Source organism: Trebonia kvetii (assembly GCF_007827045.1).
GTDB classification, from domain to species: Bacteria; Actinomycetota; Actinomycetes; order Streptosporangiales; family Streptosporangiaceae; genus Trebonia; species Trebonia kvetii.
The window spans coordinates 1601238-1620661 of record NZ_RPFW01000001.1; the positions used below are offsets into that span (position 1 = coordinate 1601238).

Here is a 19424-nt window from a genome sequence, read left to right on the forward strand (position 1 = left end):
CAAAAGTCCGAAGTCGGGCTGGCTCAGACCCGCGCAGCGTGAGTTGCGATCGCGAGGAGTGCCGCCATGCCGGCCCGCTGCCGGGCGCGGAAGGCTGCCTCATCATCCCCTGGCGACCACGATGTATCCGTAGGTGCAGGGTTAGCCGCCGTGACGGGGACGACAGAATGCCGATGGCGACCGCGGTTGTGATCGGTCGATGCCTGACGTGTAGTTCGTGTGGTTGGTGTCATGCGGGCGACGGTTGCGCTACGGACATCGACCGCTCCATGAGGGCGGCGCTGGTCGGGTGTCACGGTCGTCGCGAGTGCGAGGAGCGCGGCAATTCCGGCCTCCTGCCTGAGCCGCCGTCCGTCGTCCAGGGCCCGGATATGCGACAGCCGATCGCCCTCGGTCGCCGAGACACTTGCGGAGTGGACCCACGCGCCGCTGCCATAGGCGGCCCTGAGAACAGCAGGGGTCGTCACTAGCGCTTGCAGGGTCGCGACCGCCAGCATCCCGTAGCACAACCCGTACAGACCATCGAGCCGACCGCCCACCACGACGGCCGACATCTGTATGGCCGAGGCGATGCTGAGGAAGACTGCCGCCTGGCTGACCCGCCCGGTAGCGCGGCAGACCGCGATGTACACGATGTTGGGTATCCCGGGAATGAGACAGACAATGAGCAGCCACAACGGCCCTGTGCCCAGGCGCGCATAGCTGGAACCGAAGATGGACAGCACGAAGTGGCCGCTGAGCCCCAGAATCAATCCGCCGGGAACCCCTATCATCAACGACGCGCGGAGTACGAAGCGAAGCTTCTCCGAGATCCTCTCTGGTGCGGCGGACGCGATGGCGAAGAGCACTGTCGATAGGTGGGTCGGCACCATGCCGAGAAAGCCCACCAACATCGCGGCGACGTAGTAGACCGCGTTGGATGAGGGTGAAACGACGATGACCACAAGCACAGGAATGAGCTTGGGCGGGATGTTGATGGCGAGATTCAGCCAATTATGGGCCAGGGTTACCTTGCCGAGTCGCCTGAACGACCCCCAGTCTGGCCGGTAAAGGATCGATGTACCATCACGCCTGATTATGATGATGATAGGAACTATTGAGACCAGCGTGCCCAGTACCCAGGACAGCTCGATTCCGACGCCGAACAGGTCGTGCAGGATCAGCGCGCAGCAGGGCAGGGCCGCCATCTTTGCGATCGAGACCACCACGTTCCTGGTCAACTGGATGCCGCCCCGCATTAGCCCGATGGTGGCTTCGTCGAAGACAACAGTGGCACCGGTTATGGCCACTCCAAAGCAGAAAATCGCCATCCGGCCGAACGTTCCACCAATCTCTGCGAAACGGTTGCCGAATGCCAGCGAAACGATGGCGAAACCGACCCCAAGTATGAGCGATCCAGCGAAAGAGACGACAAGCCCGGCCATAATGAGTCCGCCCCGCGACTCCCGTCGCGGCAGCTCGCCAATGAGCATTGTGCCGATGCCGAACATGCCGATCGTACCTAGCAAAGTCATCGTAGATATCGCGGCGGACCCGTAACCGACCGCCTGCTGTGGGAATACATGCGCAGCGTAAATCCAGTAGGCGAAACCGAAGACAGAGGTGAGGCCGGTGGTGGCTGCGAGACTACCCGCATTACGCAGCAAATCTTGGTTCTGCTGCAATATTCCACGAATCGCCATCAGTCGCGATTGCTGCATATCGACCAATCTGCGATCCTTTAGCATTTCAATACGCGCATTTATCTACATATCATTAGAAAAACTATATCATGCAAACGGGGGTGGCGCGTGAGAAGTCGTAATTCCGGTAAGTTGGGCCGTAGAGCGGCCTGATGCCTCCGTACGCGCGGACCAGGGTGGGAACCGGGTCGGGTGCGACGGCGGTGCAGGTGGTGTCCTCGTCGCGGCGGGATCGCGGGGCATACCGAGCCGGGGGTTCTATCGTCCGCACATGAAGCTTCACAATCCTTCGGACGGCGGCATCTCCAATCAACCCGCGGCGCGACCGAGCGTCGACCCCGCCCCGGCTTGCCCCGTCAGGAGCCATCATCAGATCATGGCAATCGCAAACCCGCCATCATCGCATCGCAAGCGGGTAGAGTGAGACATAGTTCTTATGCTGGACTTACCCAACGCGCACCTCGGTAGACTGTCGTGCGTTTGTCAAGGCCGCGCCCTTCGCGCAACGTGCCCGGTTCGTCACGCGCAGCTTCGGCGCCCCCCACTACGAAATGCCTGACGAGAAGTCGAGCCCAAGCGAAACGAAGGATCTGTATGCGATACGAGGAGCGAGGAAATAGCTCGCCAGAGCCCTTCGCCCCCGAAAGGCCGAATCGCCCACAACATCCGATGCGCCCTAATTCGCCCAATCCTCCTTGGGACCCACGTTCATCGTTGACCCGGCCTGAGCTATTGGCCAGCACGACGCGGAAGCCACCGCCGCGTCCGTCCGCATTGCAAGGGAATGAAGATCGCCCAGCCAAGCAGACCGGCACGCTACTCGGCTTCGCAGTATGCTTTGTCGCCCTAGCTGTTGGGATTTCCGGGCTGAAAATCAGCAATGTCGTGGATATAGGCTCATATGGACTCATTGAGGCTCTGTCACCGCTGTACTGGCTTGCTATCGCTTTGCTCATTATAAGCTTCGCTTGGAATTTGCGAGCGGAACGGTACCGTTCCCTTCTGCTCGGCACTCACTTGACCATCCTGGTATTCCTAGTTAATGGTGCCCCTTCAATAATTGAAGGAGACGGACGGTTTCAGTCAGCGTATCTGCACACGGCATTCTCAAACTACATTGCCAACACTGGTACTCTGTTGCAGTCTTACGACGCTCGGTTCAGCTGGCCATCATTTTTCGCAGGCGTGGCAATGCTGGACAAGGTGGCCGGGGTAAATTCGGCCGAGGCGTTCATTCGGTGGTGGCCTGTAGCCATCAACTTGCTCTACCTTCCGCCCATCTACGGCATCGCTAAAGAGTTGCTCCGGTCGACGCCGAAGGCCTGGCTCGCTGCAGGGCTGTTCCCGCTGACCAACTGGGTGGGCCAGGACTACTTCTCGCCCCAGGCACTGACCTACCTCCTGTACCTAACCTTCGTCTTCATCCTCGTCGTGCCATTCCGTGCGCACGACCGCCCGGCCTGGCGGCGACTCCTGCGCCGAACCAACAAGGATTTCGGACCTAATCGGCAAACCCAGTCGGGCAGACCACCTCGGCCCGAGCCGGGAAGACGCCGAGCCGCCGGTGGCTTCTACCTGGGAGCGCTGGTTCTCCTCATGGCTGCCATGGCCACAGGTCATCAGCTCACGCCCATTATGGCCATCATCACCTCCGTAATCCTCGTTATCGCTGGCCGGACTCAAGTCCGCGGTATGGTCATGGTAGGGGTGCTGATCGCCGTTGGCTGGGTCTGCTATGGCGCCGAGCCCTTCTGGTCCGGGCACATCAGCATGATTGTCGGCGGCGTGGGCAACGTGGGTGGCAATGTAAACGCTGGGGTAGCACAGCGCGTTACTGGGAGTGCGGCCCACGGATTCATCCTCGACATTCGGCTATTGACGACCGCGGCTGTGTGGGGACTTGCCGCTCTCGGCGCGCTTGTCTGGCGACTGCGGAGCAGGGACCGGGACTGGGCAGTCGTCGTACTCTTGTTCCTCGGCGCTTTCACCACAATCGTCGGAGGGAACTACGGCGGCGAGGGAGTCCTGCGTGTTTACTTCTTCAGCCTGCCGGGAGCTATCTGTCTGATAGCGGCTCTCATTTCCAAGCTTCCCCGGTTCTGGCACGGCCAAGTGGCGCTCGCCTGCTTTGGGCTGCTATTGACCCCGTTGTTCTTCTTCGCGCGCTGGGGGAACGAGCTCTATGAGATGGTGCGGCCCGACGAACTGACCGCGACCAACGAGCTCTACCGAATAGCAACTCCGGGAAGCAATTTCGTCAGCCTCACCTGGGGTATTGAATGGGAGTACGTCGATCTAACTACTTTTAGTTACAATACTTTGGGAGTCGACACGATCGGACCACAAACATTGACCCAGATAACCGCCGCTATCGCCGGCAACCCGAAAGGCGGGTACGTCATCATGACGACGGGCCAGCAAGCATTCGGTTCGTTGGTTAGCGGACTGCCCACCAACTGGGGCAGGACGGTGGATAACATGCTCACGCGTTCATCGAACTACAAACTCGTGTACCAGAACCGTGATGCCGAAATTTTCCAGTATATTCGGCATCCGACGGTTAAGAAGTCGTCAGCACGAAGACTTCAAAGGCCAAGGTAAAGCGATGACCAATGATCGTACCGGCGTAACGATCGTCACTGCCTCGACGGTAGTGGCCGTGCTTGCCATTGCGGCACCGATCATCGGCATCGGCCAGCCCATTCAGTTCGTAGCGACACTCGGAGGGATACTCCTTGGCCCGGGAAGCCTGGCCTACCGCCTTGCGACCGGCTCCAAGTGGAGCGAGTGCCTGATGGTTGGTGTTGCTCTTAACTTCTCCACTCTGATGTTGCTGGCGCTAACGGCGGTCGTCCTTCATTTCTGGCATCCCATGATTGAGCTGATCATCCCGGCGGCCACATGCCTGCTCGCGATACTGCTTACCCGCCGTCGCACGCAAGACGACCATCAGAGAGGCGAATAAATGAGTATCGTGAATCTCTTGGGCGGCCACACCCTCTTTGGCGGCTTGATTACCATATTGGCAGGCATTGCCTGGCTGACTTGGGACTATAGCCGCATGGACCGAAGCGGTCGATTTATTGCCTATGTACTGACGACGCGGCGTATCGCTATCACGCTGACGGTAATATCCATCATTTTTATGGGAGCCCGCTTCGTCTCAGTGGCCTCTAGTTTCAATCAATAACGGTAAGTGACTTCCTCAGCCTTCTTAGGTTCCCCCAGCCTTTCATGTACAACAAGGGACCCATGAGATAGCCGATGATCTCTCGTCCGACCAGCCCTGGGGGCAAATTCTGATTCGTCCGGACCCCGCCCTGAAGCTTGGCCATGTGGGCGACGCCCTTCAGCACTCTTGTCGGAAGTTCGCGCCGCGCCCTGGCGCTCTGGATCATGATGGCGGTCAGCGCGGCAGTGAGGCCTGTCCCATAGGCTCGCATCTGCTTAGACAAAGCGGGGAGGTCGGCCCGGTGTTCGTGCCACACGACGGCCGATGGCTCATATACCAGGCAGTAGCCGCCCAGGATAACCCGCATGAACATGTTGAGATCCTCGCCGCCCCCAGAGGGTGCTCCCGCGCCGAGTGCCTCGTCGAAGCCGCCGATTTCCTTCACCACGGCACGCGTGACCGCGAAATTGGCGCCTGCACCGAACCTGCCAACCGTGTACGGATAAAGCGGTGAGGCATCAGAATGCTCGAATAGGTCAAACAGGCGCCGCTCGCAGTTCGTCCCCCAGCCTGCGCGGATGTGGAAATACAGCTGGACCATGTTGTTGATCTCCGCGGTCGCTATCATGCCCGTTACGCACTCCACGTTAGCTGACGTTTGGAATCCTCTCATGATTCCATCGAGCCACCACTGGTCGACCCGTACATCGTCGTCAGTAAAGGCAACGTAATCACCAGCAGCCTCTAGGATGCCGCGGTTGCGCGCCCGGGAAAGACCGGGCCGCGGCTCGCACACATACCGGAACCGCGAGTCAGCGCCGAAGCGATCAAGTACCGCATTCTGGGTAGCGTCAGAGCTAGGCGCATTGTCGACGACAACAACCTCGAACGAGCTGTAGTTGAGGGAAGCGAGATCCTTGAGCGTCTTCATCAGGCTCCCCGGTCTGTCTCGTGTGCAAACCACGACAGAGACCAAGGGGCGGCTCACCACTTCGCCGCCAAGTTGTTTTTCTACGGGTATGCCGTCGCGGGGTATCTCAAGGAGGGCTGGCAGTCCAACACGCCCCCGCCTTTCGTTGATAACACTTCCAAGCGTTTGCCAAATCTGATGCGAGACAGCCGAAGCACGAAGATCATGAATCGTTAGAAGCACGTGACCTACAGGTATGTGCTCCATCCTGACAAGCAGTTGAACAGCGGTATAAACTTGGCCATCCTCACGGGGCGGCAATTGGATGTCGGTTATCGGCGCGGTCAACTCAAGTTGACCGATAAGAATCGGCGCTTCCACGCTTCGCGTCCCCCCCCAAGGGTTACGTCGGGCCAAAGGTGACCACGGCGTTTACCCACCCTCCTTGCAGTCTCACTAGTTTGCCCCTTCAGCAAGGCGTCGCGCAAGAGAACCGCTATTATCATCTGGCGGATTCCTCTCTGCGGGGGAATCTCATGAATGATGAACATCACACCATTCACTTCCACAGCCGGCGGCAGCGCATTGAGGAGGGCTCACGATCGCGGGTTCGTAGGAGCCGGTTGCGCTGACCTTTGGGTTTGCAGTTGGTGAGAGCTGACCTTGCGCACTAACGATCTTCAATTGCGGAGGTTACGCAAGGGACGTGAGATCAAGCCTGGTTCCGGTGAGGAACCCGTTGATCAGGCCGGGCTGGTACTGCATGCGGCGGAGCCGGGACTTGGCCAGGGCGGTGAGCTGGGCGAGGTCATGCTTGACCAGGTTGGCCAGGGATCTTTTCAGGTGCGACCACACCGACTCGACCGGGTTGAGCTCGGAGGCATAGGCCGGCAGCTGGTAGACGGTGAGCCAGTCCCGGGCCGCGATCAGCTCGCGCATCGCCCGGCTGACGTGCGTATTGAGATTGTCCCAGATCAGGACGAGCGGCCCGCCGAGCTGCTGGTGGGCGGCGTCCAGCAGCCGGGCGTAGTCCGTCTCGGTGAACCCCTTGCGCTTGTCACCGCGCCGGGGGCCGGAATGGACGCGGTAGATCAGCCGCGGCCGCTGCCCGGCCTTGACGGCGATCACCGCGGCCAGCGACACCCGCTTGTTGCTGCCGCCGGTCACCTTGACGACCGGGGTCGCGCCGCGCCGCCCCCAGGTGCGGCCCTTCGGCGGCCTTAAACCCTGCCCGGACTCGTCCTCGAAGACCAGCCAGGCGCCCTGCTGCTCAGCCGCCCTTTTATGACCGGCCACGTCTCCTGCTTCCACGCGGCGACCGCGGCCTCATCCCGCTCGGCCGCCCGCCGCGCCGGGACCTGCACGCTCCACCCCATCCGGTGCAGCAGCACATGCACCCCGCCCAGCGTGTACTCCACCCTGAACCGCCGCCACACCTGATCGGCGATCCGGGCCAGGGTCCAGCACTGATCCTCATAACCGCACGCCGCGGGCCCCGCGTCCAGCACCGCTTCCAGCTCGGCGACCTGGGCCTCCGTCAGCTTGCACTTCGCCCCGCCGGCCCCCTTGGAGGCCAGCGCCTCCCGGCCGCCGGCCGCCAGCGCCCGCCGCCACCGGTTCGCCGACATCCGGCTCACCCGCAACCGCCGCGCGACCTCACCATCGCTCGCCCCGGCCTCGATCATCTCCGCCGCCGCCAGCCGCACCTGCTCCCGGCGGGCACGATCCGCAGCAGTCAGCCCGCCGCCATCGGGATACCTCATGACACCGGCATAACCCACCACCGCGACACACGCCAGACCCGTAACCCAGGCAATTGAAGATCGTTAGTACTACAACAGCGCCTCGTGATCTCTGATTCGGCGGGCGTAATGCGATTTGCGGGCGGCGGCCTGACGGCGGCGTCTCCAGTCTGACCAGTGCTCGTGGAATGCCGCAGGGCGGGCGACGCGGGTTTGGAGGTTGAACAGGCGGCGGGCCTCGGCGGCGGTGAGCGGGATCAGGTCACGCCCGGTTTCGTCTGTTATGAAGGCTGGCGGGCTGTATGTCCTTGGCGGGGCGAAAAGTTGTCCACAGCGGTCAGGTCCCCTTTTCAGTACCCTCGCCGTCAGTGTTTCCGCTGGCAGGGACGGGTTCCTGCGGCTGCGGGAGTGCTGGGGCGGGGCGGGCGCCGTGCGCGGCGACGGCGAGGAACGCGTGCGCGAGCATGGACAGGGTGATGTGCCGGTACCAGGCGCGGTAGCGGCGGACCTGGTAGTGGTCCAGGCCGGCCTCCCCCTTGGCTTCGGCGAAGCAGTCCTCCACTCCCCACCGCGCGCCCGCTACCGCGGCGAGCTCGGCGAGCGTGACCGGCCGCGGCGAGTAGCAGCGGTAGAAGGCCAGCTCAAGGTTGCCTTTCTCGCCGGGTTGCAGGGACCGGCGGGCCAGCAGCCAGTGATCGTCACTGCCGGCCGCGACCAGCGCCCAGTCGTAAAGCCGCGGCCCCTTGGACCCGTCGGCGCAGCTCAGCCGCTGCCATGCGCCCGCCGGGACCAGCCCCGCCAGCTCATCGGCGCGCTTCGCGCCCGCCTTCGTCTCGATCATGGCGTTGCACGCAACCGCGAGCACGTACGGGATCTTCTCTGCCTCCAGCCATTCCCGCAGGCCCGGGTTGCCGCCGTATGCCTCGTCACCCGCCACCCACTTAAACGGGACGCCCGCCTGCACCGCGCGCCCGATCATGGCCTCCGCCAGCTTCGGCTTCGTCGCGAAGGTGACGTCGCCGCCGATCCCGGCCGCCGCGCACCGCTCCCGGTCCTCTGCCCATTTCCTCGGGATGTACAGCTCGCGGTCGATCAGCGCCCGCGCCCCGTCCGGCGCGCAGTACGCGAGGAACACGCCGACCTGGCAGTTCTCCACCCGGCCCGCCGTCCCGGTATATTGCCTGGCCACGCCGGCGGACATCCGGCCTTTCTTAAGGAATCCCGTCTCGTCGACCGCCAGGACCGCGCCCGGATCCCCGACAGCCCTCATCACGTAGCGCGCGATGGCGTCCCGGCAGGCGTCCTCGTCCCACGGCGAGAAGTTCAGCAGCCGCTGCAGCCCGTCCGGCGACGGCTCCCCGGCGAACTCCGCCAGCTGCCAGGAGTTCTTCCGCTCCGTCTGCGACAGCAGGCCCAGCACGTACGCCCGCCCGCGCCTGCGCACATGCGCATTCGAGAAAACACCAGCAACCTGCGCGAACAGCTCGTTAAACGACTCCGACCACGCGGCATGCGCATCTGCGGCACCTGCCCGCGAGCCCTCCATGACACCAAGCATGCAGCAATCCTGGCCATCGGAAAGCCTCAAGTCACGCAGCCGCACCGAACGACATCACAGATCTCTGTTGTAGTACTAGGCGCGGCTCGTAAAGTGGCCTGGCCTGACGTGGCTCAGCCGATCGGCTGCTCCGGGTGGGCCAGACGTCCCCCGGCTGGGTGGACTAAGCCTCTATTCCCCTGCGACCGCGATGCTGGCGCAATACAGGCGCTGGGAGGTGCGCGATGCGTCTGCGTATTGTCCGTGCGCTGGCGGTTCCGGCCGCTGCGGCGGCCGCGCTGGCCCTGACCGGCGCCACGGCCGCGTCAGGTGCCAGCGGCCCGACGGCCCGACCCGCCGCCGCGGCCAGACCCACGAGCGGGTACGTCGCCAACAGCGACACCGACAGCGTCACCCCGTTTGACACCTCGCTCAACCGGCCGGGCCAGCCGATTGCCGAGCAAGGCGGCCCGGTGGCCCTGGCCGCCGCGCCCGACGGGCACTTCGCCACGGCAGCCAAGATGCGCACTAGTTTGAGCCAACTCAGGTCAACAGTTTGCCCCTTCAGCAAGGCGTCGCGCAAGGGAACCGCTACCATCATTTGGCGGACTCCCATCTGCGGGGGAATCTCATTAATGATTAACATCACACCCAATCACTTCCACAGTCGGCGGCAGGGCATTGAAGAGCGACCTAATTCTGCACGCAGGCCCCCGAGCAGGGCGAACCGATCCGTCTTAATGTAGTGTTTTGTAAATTAGACGATGAGAATGGGGACAGAAATGAAGATGTGGGCGTTGGTGCCTCGCGGGAGAAAGGTTAAGCCCGACGGGTTGACGCTTTACCCAGTAGAGCGACTTGGTAACCAGTTGTTCGCATACGCCGCGGCCTTCGCACAGGCTCGTCGGCTATCGGTGCCCTGCTATGTGAACAAGGCGTACTACGATTATGTGCACCCGGTACGTAGCTTTCATTACGAGTATGAACTCGACATTTTTGACAATGGGCTTATCTCGCCGCCAGAGAATGTGTACCATTTGCCAGTCTTCCTTGGATACCCGGCCCGTTCGGCGCGCTTGTGGCACAATCACGTACCTTCCCTTGTCCCCGGTCGAGGGAAATCAATCTTCATGGAACATTCATTCGGTTACGATCGGCGGCTGCACGACGTTGGACCTGGCACAACACTTATTGGCTACTTCCAGTCATGGCGCTACTTCGATGATCACGGAGCCGAGATCAGGGCTCGGATGAGTCGATTGACTAAGCCCTCCGACTGGTACCGCGAGATGTCCGAGAAGATCGAACCGGGCACCGGCGCTATCGTGATGCACGTTCGCCGCGGTGATTACATGCGGCCCGGGACACGCGATTTCCATGGCCTCGCTACCAGAGCTTACTACGAACGGGCTTTGTCCTACCTGCGGCAGATGGGCTTTCACGGTCCCACATATGTGTCGACCGATTCGCCCGACATGGTGAGCGAAGAGTTCGCCGGCATGGGCGAGCTGCTTTGGATCGATCCGCCACCAGGGACAAACCCATTCGAGGTAGTGCTTCTTCTCTCTCGGGCAGACGGGCTGGTTACCGCGAACAGTTCGTTTAGCTGGTGGGCAGGCTACATTGGCGAGCGGGCAGCGCGCACGGTCATCGCTCCTCGGCCATGGTTCTCCAACAGGGAAGAAGAAATGAAGTCCCGTGATCTGGTGCCGCCACACTGGCTCACGTTGGACCGGGATGGCTACATATAGGTTCATGCCGTTTGGTCGGCATGTGCGTGGACTTCAGATTCGCATCATTTTCCACGCATTTTCGATTGGTTCGAGAGAAACCAATCGTAAGTAAGCTTAATGCCGACCTGGATGGACGTGCTTGCTCGCCACCCCAATTCATTAAGCCGAGAGACATCAAGCAGCTTGCGAGGCGTACCATCGGGTTTTGTCTCGTCGAACACCAGGTTGCCGTTCCAACCCACTACGTCAGCAATCGTTTCCGCAAGCTCCCGGATGGTGACATCGATCCCGACACCGACATTGATGGGCTCAGGTGAATCGTAGTGCTCGAGCAAGAACACCAGCGCGTCGGCCAGATCGTCAACGAAGAGAAATTCACGACGCGGGGTTCCCGTACCCCAGATGGTAACTGTTTCCGCATTGGTGTTCTTTGCCTCGTGAATGCGCCGGATGAGCGCGGGAAGTACGTGCGATTTGGTCGGACTGAAATTATCGCCCGGACCATATAGGTTCGTTGGCATCGCGGAAATGTAGCGCACTCCATATTGCCGACGTAGTGCCTGAACTTGCATGATGCCCGCGATTTTTGCAACGGCATAAGCATCATTGGTCGGCTCGAGTGCGCCAGTCATCAGGCTGTCTTCTCGGATCGGCTGCGCGGCGAACTTCGGGTAGATGCAGCTGGAGCCGAGGAAGAGCAGTCGTTGGACGCCGAAGCGTTGCGCGGCGCTCAGCACGTTAACCTGAATTCTCAGGTTGTCTTCAAGAAAGTCGGCGGGCTCGCTTGCGTTAGCGAGAATTCCGCCGACACGCGCCGCGGCATCAATAACGATGTCTGGCTTGATCTCCCTGAACAGCTGGTCCACCGCGCTACGCTCGCGCAGGTCAACGTCCCTGGAACTGAAACCCACAAGGCGTTCGCAACCCGCATCGCTAAGCCGTCGCCATATGGCAGAACCGACAAGGCCCTGGTGGCCTGCCACGTAGATGAGCGAGTCACGGGGAATCTCTTCGCGCTGACGCATATGTTAATCCTACCTCCTCGCGGATGACGCGGCAGACAGTAGCTGGCCGCCTGCACCGCCCCGGTCGCAGTCCGCGTCACGGCGGCCGCGGGCCAATGCCCTTATGATCACTTTTGATGTGGACGTGACGCCTTCTAGGCGGTTGTGCCCTCACGATCCTTCACATGCTGCTAGCTAGGCTATGATCGCTTTGAGGCGGGGGAGGGGGTTCCCCGCCGGGCGGGAAGGGATGATCGGCTGATGACGAAGGTTGCTCTCATAACCGGGATCACGGGTCAAGATGGCTCGTATCTTGCTGAGCTGCTCCTGGAGAAGGGCTACCTGGTGCATGGCTTTATGCGCCGTACGAGTAGCTTCAATACTGCCCGGATCGATCATCTCTATCAAGACCAGCACGAGCCCGATCGACGCCTGTTCCTGCACTACGCCGATCTAACCGACGGTTCGCGCTTGGTCACTCTGCTGGAGAGCATCCGGCCTGCCGAGGTCTACAACCTGGCCGCCCAAAGTCACGTGCGGGTCTCATTTGATGAACCTGAATACACGGGAATGGCCACAGGCCTAGGTTCCACCCGGCTTCTTGAAGCCATTCGGATGATCGGCCTCGATTGCCGCTTCTACCAGGCGAGCAGCTCCGAGATGTTCGGCGCTACACCGCCTCCGCAAAACGAGCAAACCCCATTTTGGCCACGCAGCCCTTATGGTGTGGCGAAGGTCTACTCTCATTGGATGACTCGCAACTATCGCGAGGCATACGGGATGTTCGCGGTAAACGGCATACTGTTCAATCACGAGAGCCCGAGACGCGGGGAGACTTTCGTGACGCGGAAGATCACGCGGGCTGTGGCCGAGATCGCGGCGGGCAAGCGGTCAGAGTTGTTCCTCGGAAACTTGGATAGCGTGCGTGACTGGGGATATGCACCGGAGTATGTCGCTGGCATGTGGGCGATGCTCCAGCACTCAGAGCCTGCCGACTACGTTCTTGCCACTGGCACTGCCTATACCATTAGGGACTTCCTGCAGTTCTCGTTCGAGCATGTCGGCCTTGACTGGCAGAAGTACGTGAAGTTCGACGAACGGTACCTGCGCCCGTCGGAAGTCGATTCGCTCATCGGCGACGCGTCGAAGGCCGCGTCGGTTCTCGGATGGCGGCCAAAGGTGCTCACACCGGAGCTGGCGCGCATCATGGTGGATGCCGACCAGAGAGCCCTCTAGGGAGAAACCTCGCTGTGACCCCAGATTCGGTATCGTCAGTACCGGTCCTCATGTACCACGAGGTCAACGAGCCAGCGGAAGCTTGGGGTTCCCTCGCGGTGTCTCCCGCCGTATTCAGCGAGCAACTGTCCTACCTCGTCGACGCCGGCTACACCACCATGACCGCGGGGGCGCTCGCGGCGCTGATTGCTGAGGGCGGTCAAGCGCCGCCGCGGACAGTCGTCCTTACCTTTGACGACGGTTTCGAGGACTTTCACAGGCATGCCGTTCCTGCCCTTGTCGAGCACGGCTGCACCGCGACGGTTTTCGTCACTACAGGCTGGGTCCAGGACGCCGGCTCCGAGTCAGCCGCGAAGCGGCCGGGCCGCATGCTCGCCTGGAGCCAGGTCGCGGAGGTGGTGACTGCCGGCATGGAGGCAGGAGCGCACAGCTGCCAGCACCCCCAGCTAGACCAAATTCCGGCCGCACTCCTCCGTGAGGAGCTTTATACGAGCAAGGCGAGGCTGGAGGACAGACTTGGCATCCCGGTCCTTGGCCTCGCTTACCCGTACGGTTACTCCAATTCAAGGGTCAGGGAAATGGCCAGAGCGGTCGGTTACGATCACGGCTATGCTGTCCGTAATACGACGACAAGTCCGGGTGCAGACCTTTTCAGACTGCCCCGGCTTACGGTTCACCATTCCACAGGCCTATCGGAGTTCCAGCGTCTCGTCGAGGGGCAAATCGCCCTGACCATGGTGCGTGATCGCGCGCTTACGGCAGCCTGGTCGGTAGTTCGCCGGTCGAAGGCCACATTGACCGGCGTAAACAGAGGTCGCGATCACGCTTAGTGCCTGTAGCATCATCAAGCGTTTCTTGTGATCTTCTGGGTTCAATCTGGAAATACGCGCACGTATGAGCCAGAGGTCGCCTACCCTGGCAACTGACGTTCGATCGGCGAGAAGTGCCCTCTGGCACTGATCGGGATGGCTGTGCTTGGGGGTCGCCGTTATGCCTGCCCGTGATTACTCCGTATTGATTTGTGTCTATACAGAAGACCGTTGGGATCAAATCTGCGCCGCCATCCAATCAGTTCGCGAGCAGAGCCTGGCCTGTACGGAAATCATCGTGGTCGTCGATTACAACCGTGCGCTTTACGAGCGGCTCACAGCTGCGATGCCTGACGTGACGGTAGTGGAGAACACCGACGCGAAGGGATTGTCCGGTGCCCGCAACACTGGCTCCGCCCTGGCGCGGGGCGAGATCATCGTGTTCCTCGATGATGACGCAACGGCTGACCCCGACTGGCTGAAGTTCATAGACGACTCATTCGCCAACCCGGCCATCATCGGAGTCGGCGGCCTGACCCTGCCGAAGTGGCAGACCGCGCGTCCATGGTGGATGCCGGAAGAGTTCTACTGGGTCGTCGGCTGCAATTACCTCGGCATGCCGGCCTCAGGCGCCCCGGTCCGTAACCTGCTCGGCGGAAACATGTCGTTCCGCAGGGAGGTGTTCGATGTCGTCGACGGTTTCCAGGCGGGCATCGGGCGCACTACGGACAAGCGACCCCTCGGCTGCGAGGAAACCGATTTCTGTATTCGGCTCGCACAGCGTTCGCCTGGCACTGTTCTCGTGATGGACCATCGGGCGATGGTCAGGCATTTTGTCTCCGACAAGCGTTGCCGGTTCTCCTACTTCCTTTCCCGCTGCTACGCGGAGGGGATCTCTAAGTCCCAGGTTACCGCGAGTGTCGGCAGCGGCGATGGCCTGTCCAACGAACGCGCGTACGCCACGCGTACGCTTCCGCTTGGTGTGCTTAGAGGCGTCACGGACGTGTTCCGCGGTCACCCATCAGGTCTAGGCCGAGCCGGTGCGATCATCGCGGGGCTGGGCATGACCGCGGCCGGCTACGTGGGCGTCAAGATGAAAACGGCTACCGCAAAGCCCGATCAGGCGCCCCAGTTTCAAACCACCTGATCACCGCCTGTACTCCATCGGAAAGCGATGTGGCACGCTGCCAGCCGAGATCCTGCGCGGCAAGCCTACAGGCAAGCGCGCTAGGCGACAATTCGCCCTTGCGTGCTGGTTTGAATACCAGCTGACTGTCTCGCCCGGTAAGCCTGTTTACCAGCGCAGCGAGTTCCAGCACGGTGACCTCGATCCCCGTCCCGATGGTCCAGATGCCTGCCTTGCCGTAGCCTGCTGCCGCCATGAAGGCAGTTACGCAATCTTCAACATAGAGATAGTCGCGTATTTCCTTGCCTTCACCTTAGATGGTGAGCGAATTCCCCTGAATGCTGTTGGCACAAAAGACCGAAACCTTGACTGTCCCAAGTACATTCACCTCGGCGTCCCTGCTCCGTGATGTGATGGATCCCCGCACGTCGACGCCGGAGACGGTGCTGAGATTCCTCCCCGGACAGTCGTACTTACTTTCGACGACGGTTTCGAGGATTTCCATAGGAAACGCTGTTCCTGCCCTTGTTGAACATGGATGCACTGCCACAGTTTTCGTCACCACGGAGTGGGTGCAAGACGCGGGTTCCAAGTCGGCCACAAAGCGGCCGGGCCGCATGCTCTCCTGGAGCCAGGTCGCCGAAGTGGTGTCTGCTGACATGGAGGTTGGCGGCACAGCTGTCAGCACTTCCAGCTCGACCAAATTCCGGCGGCACTCCTTCGCGACGAACTTCTCTCGAGCAAGGCGAGGCTAGAGGACAGGCTCGGCATCGCGGTTCCCGGGCTCGCTTACCCATACGGCTACTCAGCAAGGGTCAGAGGAGTAGCTCGGGAGCTGGGTTATCACCACGGATACGCTGTCAGGAACACGATGCCCAGGCCAGGTGGAGATCTTTTCAGGCTGCCCCGGCTCACCGTTCACCATTCGACGGGCTCAGCAGAGTTCCGGCGTCTGGTCGAGGGGCAGCTCACCCTGACCATGGCGCGTGACCGTGCCCTTACGGCCGGCTGATCAATCGTTCGGCGGTCAAGGTCCTTGCTAGTGTGATCCGCCTGAGGTTAGCGACATAAATACGTAGACTGTTGTTATGTCGCTTCCTGTTGCGCCGCTGGCGCTGTCGGGTGAGGTCCGGGCTGAGCTTGAGCGGCTGGCGCGCTCCGGTGACCGCCGCCTGCAGGAGCGTGCCGGGATCGTGCTGGCCTGCTCGGGCTCGGCCGAGGGGAATTCCGGGGTGGCAGCTGAGCTAGGGATTTCCGTTGAGACGGTGCGGAAGTGGCGCTCGCGGTTCACCAAGTCCGGCACGGCGGGACTGGCGGACACCCCGCGTCCCGGGCGCAGGAAGGCGGAGCTCGTGCTTACGGGTGCCGAGCGGGAGCAGCTGGCCCGCTGGGCGCGGCGGGGGAAGACGTCGCAGGTCCTGGCGCTGCGGGCGCGTATCGTGCTGGCCTGCGCGGAGGGCAGGGAGAACAAGGCCGTGGCCGCGGAGCTGCGGACGACCGAGCACAACGTGGCCCGGTGGCGGGGCCGGTTCATCACGGGCCGGCTGGACGGGCTGGGCGATGAGAAGCGGCCCGGCCGGCCGCCGTCCATCCTGCTGGACAAGGTCGAGGAGGTCGTCACCGCCACCCTGGAGGAGATCCCCCGGGACGCCACGCACTGGTCGCGGGCCTCGATGGCCCGCCGCAGCGGCCTGTCGCAGTCCACCGTCGGGCGGATCTGGCGGAAGTTCGACCTCAAGCCCCATCTCATCGACGGGTTCAAGCTGAGCACCGACCCGCTGTTCGTGGAGAAGGTCGTCGACGTCGTCGGCCTCTACCACAACCCGCCGGAGAAGGCCGTGGTGCTCTGCGTGGACGAGAAGTCGCAGGTCCAGGCCCTCGACCGGTCCCAGCCGGTGCTGCCGATGATGCCCGGGATGCCCGAGCGGCGCACCCACGACTACGCCCGCCACGGCGTGACCAGCCTGTTCGCCGCCTTCGACATCGCCGACGGCACCGTGATCAGCGAGCTGCACCGCCGCCACCGCCACCAGGAATTCCTGAAGTTCCTCAAGAAGATCGACAAGAACGTCCCGGCCGGCCTGGACGTCCACCTGGTCTGCGACAACTACGGAACCCACAAGACCCCGGTCATCCAGGACTGGCTCGCCCGCCATCCCCGCTTCCACGTCCACTTCACCCCGACCGGGTCCAGCTGGATCAACCAGGTCGAGCGCTGGTTCGGCTACCTCACCGACCAGAAAATCCGCCGCGGCGTCCACAAGTCCGTCCAGGCCCTGGAAGCCGACATCCGCGACTGGATCGGGCAGTGGAACGAGAACCCGCGTCCCTTCGCCTGGACCAAGACCGCCGAGGAGATACTCCACTCCCTGGCCGAATATTTGTCGAAGATTTCCGGCGGGGCACACTAGCGGGCGCCAGCAAGGATCGTGGTCACACTCGGCCCGCGTAGCACTACCGCGAGCCACGTTTCCAGTGTCTCTCGTCACAACTTGGGATAAGGGCACACATGGACAACAGCTTGGCCTACGCTAGCTACGGGTGTTATATCGGCCTGCAGTGCTTACTGGTACTACACGTGACGGTGGATTCGGGGGAAGCGTTGTGTCGGTACGAGATTACTCCGTAGTAATCTGTGTCTATACGGAAGATCGCTGGAGTCAGATCTGCGCCGCCATCCAATCACTGCGTGACCAGCGCCTGCCCTGTACCGAGATCATCGTTGTGGTTGACTATAACCGCCCGCTTTACGAGAGGCTCTTGGCAGCGATGCCCGATGTGACAGTGGTGCAAAACACTGACACGAAGGGATTGTCTGGCGCCCGCAACACCGGGGTCGCTCTGGCAGGCGGCGATATTATTGCCTTTCTCGATGACGATGCAACGGCTCACCCCGACTGGCTGAAGATCATAGAGGACACTTACAATGACCCGGCTATCACTGGCGTGGGGGGCCTGACAATACCGAATTGGCAAACCGCACGCCCATGGTGGATGCCGGAAGAGTTCTACTGGGTTGTCGGCTGCAATTATCTCGGGATGCCACCTTCTGGCGCCGCGGTCCGTAACCTCCTCGGTGGCAACATGTCATTCCGCAGAGAAGTGTTTGACATCGTAGACGGCTTTCAGACAGGCATCGGCCGCACCGCGAACAAGCGCCCACTCGGGTGTGAGGAGACCGAGTTCTGCATCCGGCTCGCTCAGCGCTCGCCAGATGCGGTACTCGTGATGGATCATCGGGTGAGGATCTGGCACTTCGTTTCCGATAAGCGCTGCCGCTTCTCCTACTTCCTTTCCCGCTGCTACGCGGAGGGAATTTCCAAGGCGCAAGTAACGGCAAGGGTTGGCTCCGGCGATGGCCTGGCCAACGAGCGCAGGTACGTGACACGCACGCTTCCGCTAGGCGTTCTCACCGGTATCGCGGATCTGTTCCGTGGTCATCCGGCTGGCCTCGGCCGGGCGGGTGCGATCATCGTAGGGCTAGGCACGACGGCGGTTGGCTACATAGGAGCCAGGCTGTACGCCCCTAAAGCGAAGTCCGATCAGGCGCCCCAGCTTCAAACCACCTAACCACCGCCTGGACTCCATCGGCAAGCGAGGTGGCTGGCTGCCAGCCGAGATCCTGCGCGGCCAGCTCACAGGCGAGCGCGCTGCGCGTCAGCTCTCCGGCACGTGCCGGCGCGAACACCAGCTGGCTGTCGCTCCTAGCAAACCTGTTTACCAGTTCGGCAAGTTCCAGCACACCGACCTCGGTACCGGTCCCGATGTTCCAGATGCCTGCCTTGCCGTAGTCTGCCGCCGCCATGAAGGCCGCCACGCAGTCAGCGACATAGACATAGTCTCTTGTCTGCTTTCCATCACCAAAGATGGTAATCGGCTTCCCCTGAATGCTGTTGGCGCAAAAGACCGAGACCACGCCCGCCTCGCCGAAGGATCCTTGCCGGGGACCGTAAACGTTTGAGAAGCGCAGCACGGCATGTTCCGAGCCGAATAGCCGGTTGTAAAGACCGACATACTGTTCGGAACAGTACTTCGCTACTCCATATGGAGAACCGGGTGCAGGGAAAGTACTTTCTGATGATGGGACCGGCGCATCTTGACCGTAGATGGCCCCGCCGGTCGAGCTAAAGACCATACGAGCGCCCACGGCACGCGCCGCTTCAAGAACATTAATTGTGCCAAGAACATTGGCTTCGGCGTCTTTACCCGGTGACGCCACGGATTCTCGTACATCCACCTGCGCAGCCAGATGGCAAATCAACTCTGGTTGGATATCCGTGACCAACTCGCATAGCCGAGATGCGTTACGTACGCTCTCCCGGTAGAGTCGAACTCCTTCATGCAACCGATTGGCGCGGCCAGAAGAAAGATCGTCAATGACCCACACTTCATCACCATTAGCATGGAACGCATCACATAGGTGTGACCCTATGAAGCCTGCGCCGCCGGTAACAACTACTCGCATACATCTCC

15 protein-coding genes are annotated in these 19424 nt (G+C 61.6%); 9 read left to right on the forward strand and 6 right to left on the reverse strand.

The window, feature by feature from the left end; translation table 11 throughout:
• Window positions 1-23 precede the first annotated feature (23 nt).
• Window positions 24-1709, reverse strand: coding sequence for a lipopolysaccharide biosynthesis protein (locus EAS64_RS07270; RefSeq protein WP_145851861.1), 1686 nt, complete (start codon window positions 1707-1709; stop codon window positions 24-26).
• Window positions 1710-2414: 705 nt separating this feature from the next.
• On the opposite strand from EAS64_RS07270, the gene EAS64_RS07275 reads away from it, so the two are divergent.
• The 3 genes from EAS64_RS07275 to EAS64_RS07285 are packed head-to-tail and all read left to right on the forward strand — an operon-like array spanning window position 2415 to window position 4872.
• Window positions 2415-4283: a hypothetical protein gene (locus tag EAS64_RS07275; protein ID WP_145851862.1), complete on the forward strand. Its 1869-nt coding sequence runs from the start codon at window positions 2415-2417 to the stop codon at window positions 4281-4283.
• Between the two features lie 4 nt (window positions 4284-4287).
• Window positions 4288-4647 (forward strand): hypothetical protein, encoded by a 360-nt coding sequence (locus tag EAS64_RS07280; RefSeq protein WP_145851863.1) that lies wholly within the window; start codon window positions 4288-4290, stop codon window positions 4645-4647.
• Window positions 4648-4872: a hypothetical protein gene (locus EAS64_RS07285; RefSeq protein WP_145851864.1), complete on the forward strand. Its 225-nt coding sequence runs from the start codon at window positions 4648-4650 to the stop codon at window positions 4870-4872.
• Here EAS64_RS07285 and EAS64_RS07290 read toward each other — a convergent pair.
• The 3 genes from EAS64_RS07290 to EAS64_RS07305 all read right to left on the reverse strand — a co-directional run bounded on the left by EAS64_RS07290 (window position 4862) and on the right by EAS64_RS07305 (window position 9052).
• Window positions 4862-6145, reverse strand: coding sequence for a glycosyltransferase family 2 protein (locus tag EAS64_RS07290; RefSeq protein ID WP_145851865.1), 1284 nt, complete (start codon window positions 6143-6145; stop codon window positions 4862-4864). The two genes, EAS64_RS07285 and EAS64_RS07290, sit on opposite strands and share 11 nt — an antisense overlap.
• A gap of 312 nt (window positions 6146-6457) precedes the next feature.
• Window positions 6458-7527 (reverse strand): IS630 family transposase gene (locus EAS64_RS47935; RefSeq protein ID WP_439333581.1). Its coding sequence is split into 2 segments (ribosomal slippage): window positions 6458-7050 and window positions 7050-7527, totalling 1071 coding nucleotides; the frame shifts between segments, so codons are not numbered across the junction.
• A 316-nt stretch (window positions 7528-7843) separates the two neighbouring features.
• Window positions 7844-9052, reverse strand: coding sequence for an IS701 family transposase (locus tag EAS64_RS07305; protein WP_246115575.1), 1209 nt, complete (start codon window positions 9050-9052; stop codon window positions 7844-7846).
• Between the two features lie 917 nt (window positions 9053-9969).
• On the opposite strand from EAS64_RS07305, the gene EAS64_RS07310 reads away from it, so the two are divergent.
• On the forward strand, window positions 9970-10794 hold the full coding sequence (locus EAS64_RS07310) for an alpha-1,2-fucosyltransferase (protein ID WP_187365741.1): 825 nt from the start codon (window positions 9970-9972) through the stop codon (window positions 10792-10794).
• A 44-nt stretch (window positions 10795-10838) separates the two neighbouring features.
• Here EAS64_RS07310 and EAS64_RS07315 read toward each other — a convergent pair whose 3' ends face one another.
• The gene (locus tag EAS64_RS07315) at window positions 10839-11801 is read right to left on the reverse strand and encodes a GDP-L-fucose synthase family protein (protein WP_145851869.1); all 963 of its coding nucleotides are present in this window, start codon (window positions 11799-11801) and stop codon (window positions 10839-10841) included.
• Between the two features lie 240 nt (window positions 11802-12041).
• Between EAS64_RS07315 and gmd the strand changes: the two genes are divergently transcribed.
• The 5 genes from gmd (at window position 12042) to EAS64_RS07350 (ending at window position 18521) form a co-directional block, all read left to right on the forward strand.
• Window positions 12042-13016: a GDP-mannose 4,6-dehydratase gene (gene gmd, locus EAS64_RS07320; RefSeq protein ID WP_145851870.1), complete on the forward strand. Its 975-nt coding sequence runs from the start codon at window positions 12042-12044 to the stop codon at window positions 13014-13016.
• Between the two features lie 50 nt (window positions 13017-13066).
• Window positions 13067-13846 (forward strand): polysaccharide deacetylase family protein, encoded by a 780-nt coding sequence (locus EAS64_RS07325; protein ID WP_222849060.1) that lies wholly within the window; start codon window positions 13067-13069, stop codon window positions 13844-13846.
• Window positions 13847-13991: 145 nt separating this feature from the next.
• Complete coding sequence (locus EAS64_RS07330; RefSeq protein ID WP_246115553.1) at window positions 13992-14972, forward strand: glycosyltransferase family 2 protein; 981 nt, start codon at window positions 13992-13994, stop codon at window positions 14970-14972.
• A 1067-nt stretch (window positions 14973-16039) separates the two neighbouring features.
• Window positions 16040-17362 carry an IS630 family transposase gene (locus EAS64_RS07345; protein WP_222849061.1) on the forward strand — a complete coding sequence of 441 codons (1323 nt, stop codon included), beginning with the start codon at window positions 16040-16042 and terminating at the stop codon, window positions 17360-17362.
• Between the two features lie 193 nt (window positions 17363-17555).
• Window positions 17556-18521, forward strand: coding sequence for a glycosyltransferase family 2 protein (locus tag EAS64_RS07350; RefSeq protein WP_145851874.1), 966 nt, complete (start codon window positions 17556-17558; stop codon window positions 18519-18521).
• Here the strand turns inward: EAS64_RS07350 and EAS64_RS07355 are convergent.
• Window positions 18478-19416, reverse strand: coding sequence for an NAD-dependent epimerase/dehydratase family protein (locus EAS64_RS07355; RefSeq protein ID WP_145851875.1), 939 nt, complete (start codon window positions 19414-19416; stop codon window positions 18478-18480). The two genes, EAS64_RS07350 and EAS64_RS07355, sit on opposite strands and share 44 nt — an antisense overlap.
• Window positions 19417-19424 lie beyond the last annotated feature (8 nt).

Excerpts from the sequence above, each read along its gene's own strand:
- EAS64_RS07280 (WP_145851863.1), top strand. The coding sequence starts at position 4,288 with ATGACCAATGATCGTACCGGCGTAACGATCGTCACTGCCTCGACGGTA.
- EAS64_RS07285 (WP_145851864.1), top strand. The coding sequence starts at position 4,648 with ATGAGTATCGTGAATCTCTTGGGCGGCCACACCCTCTTTGGCGGCTTG.
- EAS64_RS07305 (WP_246115575.1), bottom strand. The coding sequence starts at position 9,052 with ATGGAGGGCTCGCGGGCAGGTGCCGCAGATGCGCATGCCGCGTGGTCG.
- EAS64_RS07315 (WP_145851869.1), bottom strand. The coding sequence starts at position 11,801 with ATGCGTCAGCGCGAAGAGATTCCCCGTGACTCGCTCATCTACGTGGCA.
- gmd (WP_145851870.1), top strand. The coding sequence starts at position 12,042 with ATGACGAAGGTTGCTCTCATAACCGGGATCACGGGTCAAGATGGCTCG.
- EAS64_RS07325 (WP_222849060.1), top strand. The coding sequence starts at position 13,067 with ATGTACCACGAGGTCAACGAGCCAGCGGAAGCTTGGGGTTCCCTCGCG.
- EAS64_RS07345 (WP_222849061.1), top strand. The coding sequence starts at position 16,040 with ATGTCGCTTCCTGTTGCGCCGCTGGCGCTGTCGGGTGAGGTCCGGGCT.
- EAS64_RS07355 (WP_145851875.1), bottom strand. The coding sequence starts at position 19,416 with ATGCGAGTAGTTGTTACCGGCGGCGCAGGCTTCATAGGGTCACACCTA.